The sequence below is a fragment of the Flavobacterium sp. CF136 genome (assembly GCF_000282055.1).
In the GTDB taxonomy this organism is placed as follows: domain Bacteria; phylum Bacteroidota; class Bacteroidia; order Flavobacteriales; family Flavobacteriaceae; genus Flavobacterium.
In genome coordinates this window covers 1-18053 of record NZ_AKJZ01000066.1, presented here as the reverse complement: position 1 = coordinate 18053, position 18053 = coordinate 1, and the positions used below count along the sequence as shown (strand labels likewise).

Below are 18053 nucleotides of genomic sequence, written 5' to 3'. Positions count from 1 at the left end.
GACTCCGCTCAGGATGACATTGATTGCTGAAAGCATAAAGATTTTTTACTCAAATTTATACTTTTTGATCTATTTGTTTTCAATTACACCCAGCGAGTAAAAGACAGGCCATACTTATATTAAAAATAAGCTTTATTTTTTGGCAAACAAAGTCAGCTTTTAAACCTGTAAACCCATAAATTAAAGAATTTGATAAAATATTTTAGAAATTAAATTTATAATAAGTTTACAAACTCTTATTTTTGCGCTATGGGAAGAAAAAATACAGACAAAGTTGTCTTTCATCAAATACAAGTTCTTGATGCCGGAGCAAAAGGAGTATCAGTAGCCAAAGCGCCAGACGGAAAAGTAATCTTTATTCCGAATGTTGTTCCTGGTGATGTTGTAGACATACAAACTTTTAAAAAACGTAAAGCATATTACGAAGGAAAAGCAGTTAAATTTCATGAATTATCAGAACATCGCACAGAGCCAATTTGCGAACATTTTGGTGTTTGTGGTGGCTGCAAATGGCAGAACATGAAATACAGCCAACAGCTATATTACAAACAAAATGAAGTAAAAAATCATTTACAGCGTATTGGTAAAGTTGAATTACCTGAGTTTGAAAATATCTTAGGTTCTGAAAAACAGTTTTTTTACAGAAATAAAATGGAATTTTCATTTTCGAACAGCCGTTGGTTAACCGAAAAAGAAATTGACAGCACTGAAGATTTAGGAAACAGAAATGCCTTGGGCTTTCATATTCCAAAAATGTGGGATAAAATCCTTGATATAAACAAATGTCATTTACAGGAAGACCCTTCAAATGCAATTCGTAATGAACTGCGTGCTTTTGCCAATGAGCATAATCTAGCTTTTTTCAATCCAAGAGAACATTCCGGATTATTGAGAACTTTAATGATCCGTACTGCTTCCACTGGGGAGATCATGGTTTTAATTCAGTTTTTTGAAAATGATAAAGCAAACCGCGAATTGGTTTTAGATCATCTTCATGAGAAATTTCCACAAATTACATCATTGCAATACGTGGTAAATTCAAAACAGAATGATACTATCTACGATCAGAATATAAAACTATATAAAGGCAGGGATTATATTTTGGAAGAAATGGAAGGTTTGAAATTTAGCATTAATGCCAAATCATTTTACCAGACCAACTCAGATCAGGCATACGAATTATACAAAATAACGCGTGATTTTGCAGGTCTTTCCGGTGATGAAACTGTTTATGATTTATATACCGGAACCGGAACTATTGCGCAATTTGTTTCTAAAAAAGCAAAAAAGGTAATTGGTGTAGAAAGCGTTCCTGAAGCTATTTTAGATGCAAAAGCCAATGCAGAGCGCAATAATATTACGAATTGCGAGTTTTTTGTAGGAGATATGAAAGTCGTTTTTAACGAAGCCTTTATCGCACAACACGGAAAACCGGATGTTATTATTACTGACCCGCCAAGAGACGGAATGCATAAGGATGTTATTGAACAAATCCTGAAAATCGCTCCTGAAAAAGTCGTGTACGTAAGCTGTAACTCGGCAACACAAGCAAGAGATCTCGCTTTAATGGATGAAAAATACAAAGTAACACGTGTCCGACCGGTAGATATGTTTCCGCAAACGCATCATGTGGAAAATGTTGTACTTTTAGAACTCAGATAACACAATTATAAATGAAAAAAATTCTTTATTTTTTATTACCCTTTACATTTGGCTTATCAAGTTGCGAAAAAGATGATATTTGTGATGCAAATACACCAACTACACCGCGGCTGGTGATTTCGTTTTATTATATCACAACACCTTCTTTAAAACAAAATGTAACCCGCTTAAAAGTAGTTGGCGAAGGTCAGACGGAAGGTATTGTTTTTAATAAAAGTGCTATTGATGAAACAAAATATTTAACGAGTGGTGATTCAATTGCAATTCCGTTAAGAACAGGTGAAGACAGCGCAACCTTTACCTTTACTTTAAATTCAGACAGTACTAATCCGACACTTAGTAACACAGATCAGATAAAAATTAATTACACCAGGCAAAATGTATATGTTTCGAGAGCCTGTGGTTTTAAAACAATTTACAAATTAGCTACTCAAAATCCATTAGAAGTAACTGATTCGGGAAATGATGGATTATGGATTCAGTTGGCTGAACCGGAAAACTCTAATATTGAATTTGAAAATGAAACACATGTCAAAGTATTTTTTTAGTATTTGTTTATTGTTTTCAATGTTTTTCGTTCAGGCGCAAGATACAGGAACAACAATAACAAAAGAAATCATTCAGGAAAAACCAAAACCTGCAGTCAAAAAAAATGTTCAGGAAGCCGTTAAAGACACTGTTCCTCCAAAAACTGACCGTTATGGTCTGCGTGTAGGTGTTGATTTGTTTAAACTGACACGTGGCTTTTATGACAAAAATTATAAAGGTGTAGAGTTTGTGGGTGATTTTCGACTGACAAAAAAATACTACATAGCAGCTGAGCTTGGTATTGAAGATAAAACTACTGATGATGACCGATTAAATTCGACAGCAACCGGAACTTACATAAAAGGAGGTTTCGATTATAATACCTATCAAAACTGGCTTGATATGGAGAACCTGATTACAATAGGTCTTCGTGGAGGTTTTAGTACTTTTAGCCAACAATTAAACACTTATAAAATCTATAATCCAAATCCTTACTGGGGAGAACAGCAAACAATTGTTTCCGGAGAAAAATATACTGGACTGACAGCTGCCTGGGCCGAAGTTTGTTTAGGCGTAAAAGCGAAAGTATTTAATAATGTGTTTGTCGGTTTTGGTTTTCAATTGAAACTATTAGTTGCCAACAAAGAACCTGGTAACTTTGAAAATTTATATATTCCCGGATTCAACAGAACTTACGACGGAAACTTTGGAATAGGGTTTAACTATACCGTTTCTTATTTCATACCGCTTTATAAGAAAAAAGTAATTATTCCTGAGATTATTAAAAAAGAAGCACCTAAAAAATAATTGTTCTTAAAATAATAAGCCACAATTCGCAAATTAATATTAACTATTTGTAAATTGTGGCTTTTACTTTTTACTCAATTTGCCAGTACTTGTTTATCCTATTTCCCTGATTCCTTTTATAAAAATCCATTTCATAAAAAGCTTCTCTCCATCTTTGGTTTTTACAGCTTGAAATTTGGGAGCAATTAAAGTTGCCGCAATAGCAGATGTCGCCGAAATCCAAATTCCTGTCAACCCTGTATAAGTTATAGCTAAATATCTTCCTAAAAAAAAGAAAATAGTGAAGCTTCCTAATTGATATAAAAAAGCTCTTACTTGTAGTTTTGTCATTTTTTTTTTGAGTTACTAAGGTTCTGAGGCTCTGAGTTTCTAAGTTTTTTTTACTTAGCAACTTAGTATCTTAGCCACTTAGAACCTTAAAATTATTATTCTGTTATCTGAAACTTCGTTCTCTTACTTCCTTCATACATCTCGTATTTTACCAAACGAGCTTCTAAACTTGCGTTAAAAAGTTTGATTTTACGTGAAGGTTTTAATCCCACAAATTTAAGGGCCTCAAGATTTGCAGTAATAAACCAGGCATTTGTTCCCGGGTAGCTTTTCTTTAAAGTATCTCCAATATTTTTGTAGAATTCTTCCATATGAATATCCAATCGCTCATCATACGGCGGATTAAAAACCATATGTAATTTTCCTTCTACGGCTTTTTCAGTATCAAAAAAGTTATTTTCTTCAATAGAAATATAATCATCCAAATTGGCATTTCTGATATTATCTTTAGCTTTTTGAACGGCACTTGGTGCTTTATCAAAACCTTTAATCGTGTAATGAAATTCCTTTGTTTTTTTCATCAGGCTATTTACAATCTGATCGAATAAATCATTATCCCAGTCTTTCCATTTTTCAAAAGCAAACTCTTTACGGTTGATATTTGCCGGAATATTACAAGCGATCATAGCTGCTTCTGCCAAAAAAGTTCCCGAACCGCACATAGGGTCAAGAAAATGGCTCTGTCCTTCCCAGCCTGATAATAACAAAATTCCTGCTGCCAAAACTTCATTAATTGGTGCAATATTCGTAGCTGTTCTATACCCACGCTGGTGCAATGAATTTCCAGAAGTATCCAAAGCAACCGAAACCTGGTCTTTATCTATATGAACGTTGATTCTCAAATCAGGAAAAGCTTTATCTATACTTGGACGTTGTCCGGTTCTTTCTCTAAACTGATCGACAATCGCATCTTTACATTTTTGAGAAACAAACTCAGAATGATTAAAATAGGTAGAATGTACTGTAGCATCGATAACAAAAGTCTGATTAGCATTCAGTAATTTAGACCAGTTTACACCGGAAATCCCTTTATATAATGCCTGCTCATTATTAGCCCTGAAAGAATATATAGGTTTTAAAACCTTAAGTGCGGTTCTTAATGACAAATTGGCTTTGTACATAAAACCCTTATCGCCTTTAAAGCTGACCATTCGTACTCCTTTTTCGACATCCTGAGCCCCAAGATCACGTAATTCTTTTTCTAATATTTCTTCAAAACCAAAAAAACATTTGGCTATCATTCTAAAATTTTCTTCCATCTTTATAAATTCCATCATTAAAGATACACTGCTGTGCATCTCTACATCACAACATTGTTATTAGGTATAGTCGCGAAATAGTTATTTTTCGGCAAAAATACACTAAATTTGCCGGACTTTGAATTAATTGAAATAGAATAAATGTCTGAAGCGCCTAACTCATCAACACCAAATCAGGAACGTAATACCGAAAATTGGTTTACGTCATGGTTTGATACTCCGTATTATCACATTCTTTATAAAGACAGAAACTACCGGGAAGCTCAGATTTTTATGGACAATTTGACGCATTATCTAAATTTGCCTGAAAAAGCAAAAGTACTTGATCTCGCTTGCGGAAAAGGACGCCATTCTATTTATTTAAATCAACTTGGTTTTAATGTTTTAGGAGCTGATTTATCTGAAAACAGTATTGCCGAAGCCAGCAAAAACAGCAACGAAAGCCTGCATTTTAAAGTGCATGACATGCGTGAACCATTTGAAGAAAAATTCGATGCTATTTTTAATCTATTCACCAGTTTTGGGTATTTTGAAAGTGATGATGATAATCTCACCACCTTAAAAGCCATAAAAGAAAGTTTATCGGAATATGGATTTGCGGTAATTGATTTTATGAACGTAAATCAGGTAATCGAAACTCTGGTTCCTGAAGAAGTAAAAACTGTCGACGGAATTAATTTTAAAATCAAAAGATACGTTCAGGACGGTCACATTTTTAAAGAAATTGATTTTGAGGATAAAGGTCATCAATATCATTTTACCGAAAAAGTAAAAGCCTTAACCTTAAAGGATTTTGAGGAATTAATGGCTGAAGCAGGTATTTTTCTGCTGGATATTTTTGGGGATTATAAACTTAAAAAATTCCATAAGACGGAGAGCGAACGATTAATCATGATATTTAAATAATTGGTAAATCGTTTAATTGTTCCCTACTAACAATCAAACGATTAAATAAACAACAAATGAATTATTTACTTCCCTTATTTTCAGTGCTTTTAGGTTATTTTGTTGCTTTGTTTTTAAAACCAAAAAACAAGACCAATCTAAAACTTTTGTTAGCTTTTAGCGGTTCTTTTTTACTGTCATTAACCGTAATGCATTTGCTCCCTGAAGTTTACAAATCGCACAATCACAAAATTGGTCTGTTTATAATGGTTGGGATTTTATTCCAGATCATACTTGAGTTTTTCTCAAAAGGGGCCGAACACGGACATGTTCACGGGCATGCTAAAATGTCTCAGATTCCGTGGTTACTTTTCATCAGCTTATGCATTCATGCCTTTTTAGAAGGCTTTCCGGTAGGACATCATCATGATTTAGCCATCGGAATAGCCATTCATCACTTGCCGATTGCCGTAATTTTAACGACATTTTTTATCAACGCAAGTCTTAATAAAAAAGCCATTTTTGCTTTCATGCTCACTTTTGCTGTTATGACTCCTCTGGGTACAATTGCCTCCGAATATTTACCTTTCCTAAACGAATATTATACTGAAATCACAGCAATTGTAATTGGAATTTTATTCCATATTTCATCAACTATCATTTTTGAAAGCAGCGAAGGACATAAATTCAATATTGCCAAAGTATCTATGATTGTACTTGGAATAATTTTGGCCTTCATTATATAATTTAAACTGACCTACAATAAATACAGGTCAGTTTTTTTTTAAATTTAATTACTTACGAGTTCTTTTTTTCTCATCTTCATTTCCGAATTTTCGTTGCTCAACATTTATTTTTTTATTTCCAAAGTTATATGTCGCTGATAATCTGAAGAATCTGCTGCTTTCATTTTGGCTGTAAACCTGAGTAACTCCATTCACTATAGATTTGTAACCTTTTAGATATGATTTATTAAAAATATCATTGATCAGAAAGTTCAATTGCAATTTATTTTTAAACAAACTTTGTCTTATTGCCATGTTCAGGCCCGACATATATCCAATTTCATACAAACCCTTTTTAAATGGTGAACTATAAAAATACTCTACTTGTAATTTTGTTGTTTCCCCCAGTGAAATGGTGTTTTCTGTTGAAAGATAAACTTGCATACTGTTTGACGGAACTGCATTAATATCAGAGATAAATGATGTTTTTGATCCCAAGAGGTAAGCTGAACTTTGCGTTTCAAACCAACTTGTAATTTCGGCAGAATAGTTCTCTCCTATTCCAAATGAATTTTCTTTAAAATAATTCTCCCTGCTCATAATTTGAGTATTTATTTCCGGATTTGATGTAAAAACAACTCCGTAACCATCATTAATAGTATTAAAGAATATATTGGTTCTTAAGTTCTTTTTATACGAATAAGTAAAATCAAAATTGTTACTGAAAGAGGGTTTTAAAAACGGATTCCCTTCAGAATAACTGTTACTGTTTATGTAGGAACGGAACGGATTTAATAGTCCAAAACCAGGTCTGTTTATACGTTTTCCATAGCTAAAATTAAAACCATGATTTTTATTCAGTTTGTAATCTGCGTAAAGACTTGGAAATAACTTTAAATAATTATTTTCCACTTCTTGGTTTAAGGTTTCTGAGTATCCGTTTGTTTGTGTATTTTCCAGGCGAAATCCTAGCTGAACTGTAATTTTATCATTGATTTTTTTATCACCATTAATGTAAATTGCCTGATTATTTTCTTTGTATTCGAAAACATTCGATTGATTCGGATCAAGTTCCGGAGTTCCGCTGATGGTGTTATAATAAAACACATCACTATTACTTTTTATAAAACTGACTTTTGCTCCATATGACAAATTCACAAACTGCAACGGTTGTTCTAAATCTGTTTTCACACTGACATTATCAATGTTTTGATTCGAATTATTTCTGGCGGACTGATTTGTATTTTGATAAGTTCCGTCTGGTGAATAAGATGTTGCCATGAAATTTTTATCAAATTTTGAATTATAACTGAAGTAATCCAAATCAACACTAACTTTTCTGCCCAACGTATCTAATTTTGACACCAAATGCGCATTGTATGTCTGGCTTCCTGAATATTTATTATTATTACCATTGTTAACTAATAATGAATCAAGAGTTTTTGATGTATTGAAGATTTTTATATCAGTTTTAGAACGCATATCGGGAGCAGCATTTTCATTCAAATACTGAAAACCTATTGTTGTTCTGCCTGAAAGATCATAATCTAAAGACACACGGCCGGAGAGATTGTTTTCTTTTTGCTTTGAATCGTCTTTTACTGCCCAAAGTCCATTTGGGTAATAAATATCTAAATCTTCTGTACTTCTGCTATTCCCTGTTCTTCCGTTTCCACTAAAAGCAAATCGGAACTTATTTTTGCTGTAAAAGAAACTATTTCTCAAAGTATAAATCCCGTATTTATTTTGATCATAAGATATTACAGAAGAATTTTTCCAGGAATTTCTAATTCCTTTTTTCAAAATAACATTAATAATACCACCGGTACCGTTTGCCTCGTATTTTGCAGACGGATTTGTGATTACTTCAATACTTTTAATATCAGTAGCCGAAATAGATTTTAAAAAACCGTTTAATTCCTCTCCGGATAATTCAATCATACGTCCGTCTACCATAACTCTGGACGCTCCTTTTCCTAAAATATTTATTGCATTACTTTGCACAACAACACCCGGAGCTGTATTTATGGCGCTTAATGCATCGCCTCCAACAACCGAAATATTATTTTCTACATTATAAACCACACGATCAATTTTTTGTTCAATCGTATTTATTTTAGTTTTGATAACAACCTCTCCTAAGTTTGTAGCATTTTCTTTTAGTATAATTGTACCTAAATCTGTATCTTTTTCTATTGAAATTTCTTTTTCCCAATTTGTAAAACCTAAAAGAGTAACGCCAATTTTATAAGTACCCTTTTTAATATTGATTTCAAAAGTACCATCTTCTTTTGTAGTCGTTCCGTCAACAATTTTTCCATCCTGAGTTGAGACAATAATATTTGACCAGCCTAAAGATGTTTTCTCTTCCGTTATTTTTCCTTTTAATTTAAATGTTGATTGTGCTAAACAAAATAAAGGCAATAGTAAAAAAATAATAAGGTTCACTTTTTTCATAATTTCTAATTTTAAACTTGTTCGATTAATTTGAAGCAAAGTTGCCTTAGAAAATCTCCGTACGCGACCGACAAAAAAAAGTCGAACCAATTTCTCCGAATGAAATTGGTTCGACTTTTTTTGTATGAAGTACGACTTTTTACAAAACGCTAATTATGAGTTATTTCTATAAGCTGTTGGCGTTTTTTGTGTGTATTTTTTAAAGGAAGTATTAAAAGATGATTTTGAATTAAAACCAACTTCATATAAGATTTCCAGAATAGTCAAATCCTTTTTAGAAGGATTTTTTAAAATATTCATTGCTTTTTGGATGCGATATTCATTAACAAAATCAAAAAAATGCTGGTCCATATGATGATTAATCAAAACTGATAAATCTCGTGCCGGCATATTAATCTGATTAGCGAGTTCTTGTATGGTAAGCGAAGGGTCGAGATAAGGCTCATTTTGAGCCATATAATCTTTCAGTAAAATAATCTGCTGTGTAATTAGATCATCTTTGATTTTTACCGTTTCTGAAACTCCGGTTTCTGATATATGAAGTATCTCTTTTGCCAGTTGCAATTTAGAATTAACACCTTTAAAAAGTTCAGGATAGTTTAATGCTTTCAGAACAAACCAACAGGTTATCAATAAAGCTACAATTCCGACAACCACGTTTGCCCAAAGAAACATTCCATCATAATTAGTATAACGCAATAGATTTTTGCAAATTACGATTGTATGGGCAGTAAGAAAAACAACTGTCATCTGAAACAGCCATTTATATGTTGAAGCGCTTGCATTTGCGTAGTTTTCAAGATATATTTCCTTGTATTTTTTTAAAACTAAAAATACAAGGATGATGTAAAAGAAATATTGGACTTCAACTAAAATCCGTAAAAAATACATCTCAGGCATTTGATTGTGAGCATCAAAAAAACGCAGCTTATCAATTCCTTCTGCCAGATAAAATCGAGGAGTTAGTACTAAATTTAAAACTATGAAAGGAATTATATGTAATAAATGCTTAAGCTGCAATCGAAAATCAATATAACAAACCGCTAATGCATAAAGGTAAAACAAAGGCATAATCAATAAACAAGCCGTCCATCTGAAAACCTCCAGATTTAAGCTGTCTGAAATATCGTAAATAAAAAATCCGCTAAGATCAATCGCGGTTAAAATCAGGAAAGAAGCAAATAATCGGTTGGCTAATTTATTTTTTGTTTTTACAGTGAGTAAAAAGAACGAAAGGAGCAGCGAAACAAAAATAGCCGTCCACGCTATACCATTTAGAAAACTGAGTTTATCCATTTATTTATTGTTGTACAACAAATATACTATTTTAGTTGTGCAAAAAGAATCTGGAAAAGTATGAGAATTACTATTCATTAAACGTGGCGACAAATTCCATAAAAAAGAATAAAAATCTTTACGACTTTGCGTCTGAAATTTCGGGATTGCAATAAAAAAGAGTAATTTTGGGCAAGACCAATTATACAAAAAATGACCTTCACAAAAACTACAGAACAAGCGTCAAAGTACGAACATTTAGAAAAAATGTCAGTTCGCGAACTGCTTACCAATATTAATAATGAAGACAAAACTGTTCCTCTTGCAGTCGAAAAAGCTTTACCACAAATTGAGGCTCTTATTGCGCAGGTTGTAACTAAATTAAAATTAGGTGGCAGAATATTTTATATCGGAGCCGGAACCTCCGGACGGTTGGGCGTTGTAGATGCTTCTGAATGTCCTCCTACTTTTGGAGTTCCTTTTGATTTAGTGAACGGGATCATTGCCGGTGGTGATACTGCAATTCGTCGTGCGGTAGAAAATGCCGAAGATAATGCAACACAAGCCTGGATAGATTTACAGGCACATAATATAGGTATAAATGATGCCGTTATTGGTATTGCCGCATCGGGAACAACACCGTACGTTATTGGTGGTTTGGAAACCTGTAATCAAAATAATATACTCACCGGCTGTATTACCTGTAATGCAGGAAGTCCTTTAGCATTAACTGCACAATTTCCTATTGAAGTTGTTGTAGGTCCCGAATTTGTTACGGGAAGCTCCAGAATGAAAGCTGGGACCGCTCAAAAGTTAGTTTTGAACATGATTTCAACTGCTGCAATGATTCAGCTCGGAAAAGTAAAAGGCAACAAAATGGTCGATATGCAGCTGAGCAATGTTAAATTGGTAGACAGAGGCGTTAAAATGATTATGGGAGAAATTTCGGTTTCATATGAAGAAGCTTCTGAACTATTAAAAAAATATGGCAGCGTTCGTAAAGCGGTTGATAATTATTTAAAGTAAAAGGTTTTCTGTAAAATGTAAGATGACTTTTTTACAACATAAAGTTTGTCATTTCTGACAAGATTGTGATAAACTTGAAACCTGAAACTTTTCAAAACTTGAAACAAAAACAAAATGGCAACAAATAAAGAATTACTGGGAAAAGGAATTAAATATTTAACCGGTGCTCTGCCACTATTGTTTATTGGTCCGTCATTAATATATAATGCTTTTATGAATCAGCATACCAATTGGCATTATTTGGTTTTAGGTATCGGAATTGTAGCTTGTTTAAGTGCTATGTTTTTAATTTTTTACGGTTTGAAAACCATCATGAAAGGATTATTTAATGACTAATAACCAACGTTAAACCTAACAGGTTTTAAAAACCTGTTAGGTTTAATACAAAACCTTTAAATTAAAATCTTATCTTTTATCCAAATACAAAATGGAAAGCCTAATACACATTCAAAAAACATTCGAGAAAGTCATTTATATTGACAAAAAAATAAACAATCGCGAATTTGAAGATTGTGTTTTTAAAAACTGTGATTTCTCAAACAGTAATTTTGCTTACAATACTTTTTTAGATTGTGAATTTATTGACTGCAATTTGTCTATGACAAGTTTGTTGGGAACGAGTTTAAAAAATGTAACTTTTAAAAACTGTAAGCTTTTAGGGATCGCTTTTAACGAATGTGATGATTTTCTGTTTCAGGTTTACTTTGAAGAAACCGCTTTAGATTATGCCATCTTTTCGAACAAAAAAATGCCTAAAACAAAGTTTATCAATTCATCTTTGAGAGATGTGACTTTTATTGGAGTAAATTTAACGAGTTCTGTTTTTGATAATTGTAATTTAGAAGGAGCCATTTTTAATGATACCCAATTGGCAAGTGTCGATTTTAGAACGGCTTATAACTACAAAATCGATCCGGAATTTAACCCAATGAGAAAAGCTCAGTTCTCTACTCAGGGAATTGTCGGTCTTTTAGACAAATACGATATTAAAATTGTGTAATCATGAATACATCAGAATCTTATTTGGAAAGCGTTAAAAAGCAATTTTTATATTATAAAATGCTGGGCGAAAAAGCCATAGCGCAACTCGAACCCGAACAGCTTTTTGTCTCTGTAAATGAAGATACCAATAGTATTGCAGCCATTGTAAAACATATTTCCGGCAATATGCTGTCACGCTGGACAGACTTTCTGACTACTGACGGCGAAAAAGAATGGCGCAACCGTGATGCCGAATTTGAAAATGATTTGCAATCTAAAGAAGAAGTTATTCTTGTCTGGAATAAAGGCTGGGATTGTTTTCTGGAAGCTTTAAACAATTTAAAACCAGAACAGCTTTCGGATATTATTTATATTAGAAATGAGGGTCACACGGTAATAGAAGCTATCAATCGGCAATTGGCTCATTATCCGTATCACGTTGGGCAAATTGTTTTTTATGCCAAACAACTGAAAAACAATCCTTGGGACAGTTTATCGATTCCTAAAAATAAATCCGGAAATTACAATGCCGAAAAGTTTGCCAAAGAAAAAGAAATCAGGAATTTTACGGATGATGAATTAAAAAGATTAAAATGATAGAATTCCATGCTGATTTTGGAGGATTGTGTTACTGGATTTTAATTAAATTCTGCAGAACAAAATTATCTGATGAACAAACGATTGAAAACAAAAGACGAAATTTATTTTTTCTGAGTTTTCTTAATATCATTTTCATCTTTATTGTAACGATGTTTCTTATTCACCAATAAACTTTTAGCCCTGATTGCAATGGAAATCCTTTTGATTTTTTTCTTTAAAAAATTAAAAGATTGAAATGGAAAGCAGGATTAGCTCCTAAAAAACAACTTAATTTAAAATGAAAAAAATTATATTCCTATTTACGTTACTCACATTAGCATCATGTTATAATGCAGAACACAATTGCAAAGACTTTAAAAACGGAAAATTTAAATTTGAATTTGAGGTAAACGGCGTTAAAAAAACTACTTTTTTTGAACGTAAAGACGGCATCGAAATTGAGACTTTTGATGGTAAGACTGATACCTCGACTGTACGATGGGTAAGTGACTGCGAATATATTCTGCAAAAGAAGCATCCGAAAAGCATGGCGGAAGAGAAAGCTATAAGCATGAAAATTTTGACGACTAAAAAGGATTCTTATACTTTTGAGTTTGGAATGGTTGGTTCTGATGAGAAACAACGCGGAACTGTATATAAAGTTGAATAAATAAAGTATTTAAAATGGAAATATTTTTGAATCCTGATGCATGGATTGCCTTATTAACACTTACTTTTCTTGAAATTGTTTTAGGAATTGACAACATTATTTTTATATCGATTGTAACTGGTAAACTGCCTGAGGAAAATCGTAAAAGAGCTACCAGAATTGGTTTGTTCCTGGCTATGTTTATGCGTATTGCATTATTGATGGGCATCTCCTATTTGATTGCAATGAAGGCAACTTTATTTAGTATAAACTGGGGATGGCTAAATGCTGATTTTACCGGACAGGCTTTGATTTTGTTTGCCGGCGGATTATTTCTAATCTATAAAAGTACCAAAGAAATAAGCGAAAAAGTAGATCATAAAGGTGAAGAAGAAAAAACGATAAAAACGGCTGCAAAACAATCATTTTCGAATGTTATTTTGCAAATTTTATTAATTGACTTAATCTTTTCTATTGACTCAATTTTAACTGCAGTCGGAATGACAAATGGCGTAAATGGTGCGCTGACAATCATGATTACGGCTGTGGTGATTTCGGTTGGGATTATGATGCTGTTTGCTGTTCCTGTTGGAAATTTTGTCAATAAAAATCCATCTATACAAATCCTGGGGCTTTCGTTTTTGATTTTAATTGGTTTTATGCTGATTACCGAAAGCATGCACTTATCAAATGCTGCATTGGCAGGCGAACATATAGGTGCAGTTCCGAAAGGGTATCTTTATTTTGCCATTTCATTTTCATTAGCAGTAGAATTTATAAATATGCGAATTCGAAAGAAACAATCGTAAATAATTATGAAAAAGTTCCTTTGAGGAGCTTTTTTTGTTTAACAAATAAACCTGATATTTCATAAAATATAGTTGAATAAAAAGTTTAAATGTGTTTCTTTTACATTTCTATTTTAAGTCTTAAATTGGAACCTAAACCTAACGAATGAAAAATACTATTTCACATAGAGTTGCTGACTTTTTAAAAAGTTTTCCTCCTTTTAATTTTTTGCATCAAAAAGATCTTGAAAAATTATCTGAACAAATTTCTATTATTTATAAAGAGAAAGATTCGGTGATTTTTACCGAAAACGAAAAAACACATGATTCGTTTTATGTGGTTCACAAAGGGGCAGTTGCACTCAAAAAGAATCAAAGGAATGTTATTCTGGATATGTGCGATGAAGGTGATATTTTTGGGCTTAGACCGCTTTTGGCGCAGGAAAATTACGTTATGGAAGCCAGTACTTATGAAGAAAGCATATTATACGCGATACCTATTGCTGTTTTTAAACCTTATGCATTAGAAAACAAAGCTGTTGGTAATTTCCTGATCGAAAGTTATGCTTCGAACACTAAAAATCCTTATTCCGAAATTCATAAGAATAATTTGTATGGAGAAGTTATAGCACAGGAAACACTAAGTTCTGATAAAGAATTATTTGATTTACAGCCTGTAAAATATTCTAAAAAAATTGTTACCTGCGGACCATCAACAACAGCAAAAGAAATTGCAAAAATCTTAACCAAGAAAAAAGTAGGCGCCATTCTAATTGTTGATGAAATGCTCCCAATCGGAATTATTACCGACAAGGATTTACGTAACAAAATTGTTTCCGGCGATTATCCTATTACTACCACTGCCGAAACTATTATGACATCGCCCGTGATTACGTATTCTAAAAAAATGACGGTTACTGAGGCGCAGATGGCTATGATGAAAAGTAATATCAGTTATTTGTGTCTTACCAAAGATGGAACTGTCAATACAAAAGCTGTTGGGATTTTATCTAAACATGATCTTATGGTATCGCTGGGAAATAATCCTGCGGTTTTAATTAAGGCCTTAAAAAGAACTACAAAAGTTAAAGAAATTAAGCCTATAAGAGCGCAAATCATGCAATTGCTGCAAGGATATTTAGATCAAAATATCCCGATGACCCTGATTACAAAAATCATAACAGAATTAAATGATGCCTGTGTAACCCGTGTTATTGATATTTCGTTAGAAAAAATGCACAGTGCTCCTCCAGTGAAATTTGCCTGGCTGGCCTTAGGAAGTCAGGGTCGTGATGAACAAATGTTGCATACAGATCAGGATAATGCCATTGTGTATGAAAATGTTTCTGAAGTTTTCAGAGATGAAACAAAAGCCTATTTTATAAAATTAGCCACACATATTAATAAAGGACTTTTTGAAATTGGTTATGATTATTGTCCTGCCGAAATGATGGCTTCAAATCCAAAATGGTGTATGAGCCTGGACGAATGGAAAAATCAGGTACATTATTGGATTACAAATCCGGGTAAAAATGAAGTTCTTTTATCCTTTATCTTTTTTGATTACAGCCTGAAATATGGTGACGCTGAGATTGTCAGTCAATTATCAGAGTCGATTTTTGAAAATGTAAAAGCCAATCCTATTTTTTATGTCCATTTGGTTAGCGGAGCTTTGCAAAGTCCGTCACCAACAGGTTTTTTCAGACAATTTCTGGTTGAACAAGATGGTGCTAACAAAGATCAATTTGATATTAAAAGAAGAGCTTTAATGCCGCTGACAGATGCTGCAAGGGTTTTAATTTTATCACATTCTGTAAAATCAATCAGTAATACGGCAGAACGTTTTGAAAAATTAGCTGAATTGGAACCTCAGAACAGTGAGCTTTATTTATCGTGTTCCTATTCTTTCAAAGCTTTATTAAAATTCAGAACCAAACAAGGGCTTTTGCATCATGATTCCGGACAGTTTATTGCTTTGGAATCGCTTTCGAAGATGGAAAAAATAAAACTAAAAAGAACTTTCAAAACTATAAAAGAGCTTCAGGAATTAATTTCGATACGTTTTAATGTTTCTAATATTGTATAAAGATGAGTTTATTTAAATTTTGGGAAAAAGAAGAAAATCTTTTCAATGAAAACATTACGATCGAAGAAACACGTTTTGTAGTTCTCGATACGGAAACCACAGGTTTCGACTATACAAATGACAGAATACTTTGTATTGGTGCCCTTGTTTTACAAAACAATATTATCAAAATTGAAGAAAGTTTTGAAATTTATATAGAACAGGATCATTACGATGAGTCGACTGCACAGATTCATGGTATTTTGAAGGATTTTATTGTAAAGCGCCCCACAGAATTAGAGGCTTTAGAACAATTTTTAAACTATTTGGGCGATTCGATTATTATTGCACATCATGCTAATTTTGATATAACAATGATCAATCGTGCATTAGAAAGAAATGGTTTGCCGGAATTAAAAAACAAATCTCTTGACACAGGAGTTTTGTATAAAAAAACCTTAATCAAATCACATTTGTTCGAGCGTAAAGATCATTATGCATTGGATGATTTGGCAGATAAATTTGACATTTCAAAAAAAGACCGTCATACCGCCCTGGGGGATGCCTATATTACAGCGATTGCTTTTTTGAAAATTGTAAAAAAACTAAGAGAGAAAAAGGAAATTAATTTGAATCAGTTGTTTAAACTATAATCTATTTTTTGTTTCAATGTTTTGCAAACCATAAGAATATTATTGTTTTATTGCGCTGTCAATTTCAATAACTTTTTTTTTAATTTCTACAGAATATGCATTTGGAGAAATATTCCCTCCATAACTTTTGGCATAAACCTTAGTGAATTCGGCTCCAAAATATAAGATGATGGCCGAATAATAAACCCAAACCAAAATTATAATCACCGATCCTGCGGCACCATAAACAGATCCTATTGTTGAATTACCCAAATAAAATCCAATAGCAAATTTACCAATCATAAAAAGAGCTGATGTACATGAGGCACCAATAAACGCATCCTTCCATTTAATGATTCCGTCGGGTAGTGTCCTGAAAATAATAGCGAAGAGCAACGTGATACTTCCCAAAACAATTACCAAATTCAGGATGTAAAACAAATACACTGTACTTTCTGGAAAATAAATTTTTAATCTTGCATTCAAAACATCTAAAGTAGCATTTATCATTAAACTCACCAACATAAGAAAACCAACTGAAACGATCATTGAAAACGACATTAGCCTATTCTGTACAAATTTCTTAAAACCTTTGTTTGGTTTGGCACGCAATCCCCAAATATAATTAATGGAGCTCTGAATTTCGGCAAAAACTCCTGATGCCCCTATCAGTAACATAACGACCCCGAAAATGGTAACAAAAACATTACTGTCTGAAAGCTGTACATTTTTGATTGCTTCCTGAATCTGTTTTGCAGCTTCATTTCCTACCAATTCATTTATTTGCCCATAAAGTTGTCCTGTTACAGCTTCTTCTCCAAAAAAGAAACCACAAATTGTTATGATAATAATCAATAATGGCGGTAACGCAAAAATGGTGTAATAGGATAAAGCAGCACTTAACTTTATAGCGTCATCTTCCAGAAATTCTAAAAAGGTGTTTTTTAGTAAGTACCATGATTTTGAAAATATATTTCGGTTTTTCACTAGGCAAGATTTTGATATACCTTCAAATTTAAGCAATAATCAAAAAAAATGAATTGTCGCTTTTTGGGCAAATATTATATTTTTACCATGTTAATTTGTTATTTTGAAATCCTTTTATACTCCTGATCGGTTCCAAAATGTTTGATTTTTATATTTTTGTGGATGATAAAAAAGTGACTATAAGAAGCTCTTTTATACTAAAAAAAAATCAGAAAAAATATTGGAGAGAAAAACTGAATTAGGTTCTGAAAAATGTTATTCTAAAAAGTTTTTTCACGCAGATTCTGCAGATTTAGCAGATTTATTTTGAAAATGCTGTCATCCTGAGCCCATTCGGCTTCGCTCAGGATAAACTTACCAAGGCTTGTTGTACTTTGAAGGGCTTCGACTCCGATCAGCCTGAGAATAAAAATCTTAG

Annotated in this window: 18 protein-coding genes; 13 read left to right on the top strand and 5 right to left on the bottom strand. The window is 32.8% G+C overall.

Translation table 11 applies throughout. The annotated features are described in order from the left end of the window. The first annotated feature begins 249 nt into the window (after positions 1–249). The 3 genes from rlmD to PMI10_RS17590 are packed head-to-tail and all read left to right on the top strand — an operon-like array spanning position 250 to position 2997. A complete protein-coding gene (gene rlmD / locus PMI10_RS17600) occupies positions 250–1662 on the top strand; it encodes a 23S rRNA (uracil(1939)-C(5))-methyltransferase RlmD (RefSeq protein ID WP_007810500.1) in 1413 nt (470 codons plus the stop codon). An 11-nt stretch (positions 1663–1673) separates the two neighbouring features. Further along, entirely contained in the window at positions 1674–2210 is a 537-nt protein-coding gene (locus PMI10_RS17595) for a DUF6452 family protein (RefSeq protein WP_007810499.1), read from the top strand. Next, positions 2182–2997 carry a DUF6048 family protein gene (locus PMI10_RS17590; protein ID WP_035632125.1) on the top strand — a complete coding sequence of 272 codons (816 nt, stop codon included), beginning with the start codon at positions 2182–2184 and terminating at the stop codon, positions 2995–2997. Before PMI10_RS17595 ends, PMI10_RS17590 begins: the two co-directional genes overlap by 29 nt. Positions 2998–3090: 93 nt before the next feature. On the opposite strand, the gene PMI10_RS17585 is transcribed toward PMI10_RS17590, so the two are convergent. Both PMI10_RS17585 and PMI10_RS17580 read right to left on the bottom strand, forming a co-directional pair. Further along, positions 3091–3327, bottom strand: a complete 237-nt coding sequence (locus PMI10_RS17585; protein WP_007810497.1) for a hypothetical protein — start codon at positions 3325–3327, stop codon at positions 3091–3093. A gap of 95 nt (positions 3328–3422) precedes the next feature. Further along, positions 3423–4586 (bottom strand): THUMP domain-containing class I SAM-dependent RNA methyltransferase, encoded by a 1164-nt coding sequence (locus PMI10_RS17580; RefSeq protein ID WP_035632123.1) that lies wholly within the window; start codon positions 4584–4586, stop codon positions 3423–3425. A gap of 141 nt (positions 4587–4727) precedes the next feature. On the opposite strand from PMI10_RS17580, the gene PMI10_RS17575 reads away from it, so the two are divergent. Both PMI10_RS17575 and PMI10_RS17570 read left to right on the top strand, forming a co-directional pair. Beyond that, on the top strand, positions 4728–5492 hold the full coding sequence (locus PMI10_RS17575) for a class I SAM-dependent methyltransferase (protein ID WP_007810495.1): 765 nt from the start codon (positions 4728–4730) through the stop codon (positions 5490–5492). Positions 5493–5548: 56 nt separating this feature from the next. Beyond that, positions 5549–6217 (top strand): ZIP family metal transporter, encoded by a 669-nt coding sequence (locus PMI10_RS17570; RefSeq protein WP_007810494.1) that lies wholly within the window; start codon positions 5549–5551, stop codon positions 6215–6217. Positions 6218–6265: 48 nt separating this feature from the next. Here PMI10_RS17570 and PMI10_RS17565 read toward each other — a convergent pair whose 3' ends face one another. Together PMI10_RS17565 and PMI10_RS17560 are read right to left on the bottom strand one after the other, a co-directional pair. Beyond that, positions 6266–8653, bottom strand: coding sequence for a TonB-dependent receptor domain-containing protein (locus PMI10_RS17565; protein WP_007810492.1), 2388 nt, complete (start codon positions 8651–8653; stop codon positions 6266–6268). Between the two features lie 153 nt (positions 8654–8806). After that, positions 8807–9949, bottom strand: a complete 1143-nt coding sequence (locus PMI10_RS17560; RefSeq protein WP_007810491.1) for a helix-turn-helix domain-containing protein — start codon at positions 9947–9949, stop codon at positions 8807–8809. Between the two features lie 192 nt (positions 9950–10141). Between PMI10_RS17560 and murQ the strand changes: the two genes are divergently transcribed. The 8 genes from murQ to PMI10_RS17520 all read left to right on the top strand — a co-directional run bounded on the left by murQ (position 10142) and on the right by PMI10_RS17520 (position 16669). Beyond that, positions 10142–10954, top strand: a complete 813-nt coding sequence (murQ, locus tag PMI10_RS17555) for an N-acetylmuramic acid 6-phosphate etherase (protein ID WP_007810490.1) — start codon at positions 10142–10144, stop codon at positions 10952–10954. Between the two features lie 114 nt (positions 10955–11068). Further along, positions 11069–11290, top strand: a complete 222-nt coding sequence (locus tag PMI10_RS17550) for a DUF6095 family protein (protein WP_007810489.1) — start codon at positions 11069–11071, stop codon at positions 11288–11290. Positions 11291–11381: 91 nt separating this feature from the next. Further along, a complete protein-coding gene (locus tag PMI10_RS17545) occupies positions 11382–11954 on the top strand; it encodes a pentapeptide repeat-containing protein (protein ID WP_007810488.1) in 573 nt (190 codons plus the stop codon). A gap of 2 nt (positions 11955–11956) precedes the next feature. Beyond that, entirely contained in the window at positions 11957–12532 is a 576-nt protein-coding gene (locus PMI10_RS17540) for a DUF1572 domain-containing protein (RefSeq protein WP_007810487.1), read from the top strand. A 280-nt stretch (positions 12533–12812) separates the two neighbouring features. Then, on the top strand, positions 12813–13184 hold the full coding sequence (locus tag PMI10_RS17535; RefSeq protein ID WP_007810484.1) for a hypothetical protein: 372 nt from the start codon (positions 12813–12815) through the stop codon (positions 13182–13184). A 14-nt stretch (positions 13185–13198) separates the two neighbouring features. Next, positions 13199–13972, top strand: a complete 774-nt coding sequence (locus tag PMI10_RS17530; RefSeq protein ID WP_007810483.1) for a TerC family protein — start codon at positions 13199–13201, stop codon at positions 13970–13972. Positions 13973–14117: 145 nt separating this feature from the next. Then, on the top strand, positions 14118–16037 hold the full coding sequence (locus PMI10_RS17525; protein WP_007810482.1) for a DUF294 nucleotidyltransferase-like domain-containing protein: 1920 nt from the start codon (positions 14118–14120) through the stop codon (positions 16035–16037). Between the two features lie 2 nt (positions 16038–16039). After that, positions 16040–16669 (top strand): 3'-5' exonuclease, encoded by a 630-nt coding sequence (locus tag PMI10_RS17520; RefSeq protein WP_007810481.1) that lies wholly within the window; start codon positions 16040–16042, stop codon positions 16667–16669. Between the two features lie 39 nt (positions 16670–16708). Here the strand turns inward: PMI10_RS17520 and PMI10_RS17515 are convergent, their stop codons facing one another. Continuing rightward, positions 16709–17635 (bottom strand): YihY/virulence factor BrkB family protein, encoded by a 927-nt coding sequence (locus PMI10_RS17515; protein ID WP_007810480.1) that lies wholly within the window; start codon positions 17633–17635, stop codon positions 16709–16711. Positions 17636–18053 lie beyond the last annotated feature (418 nt).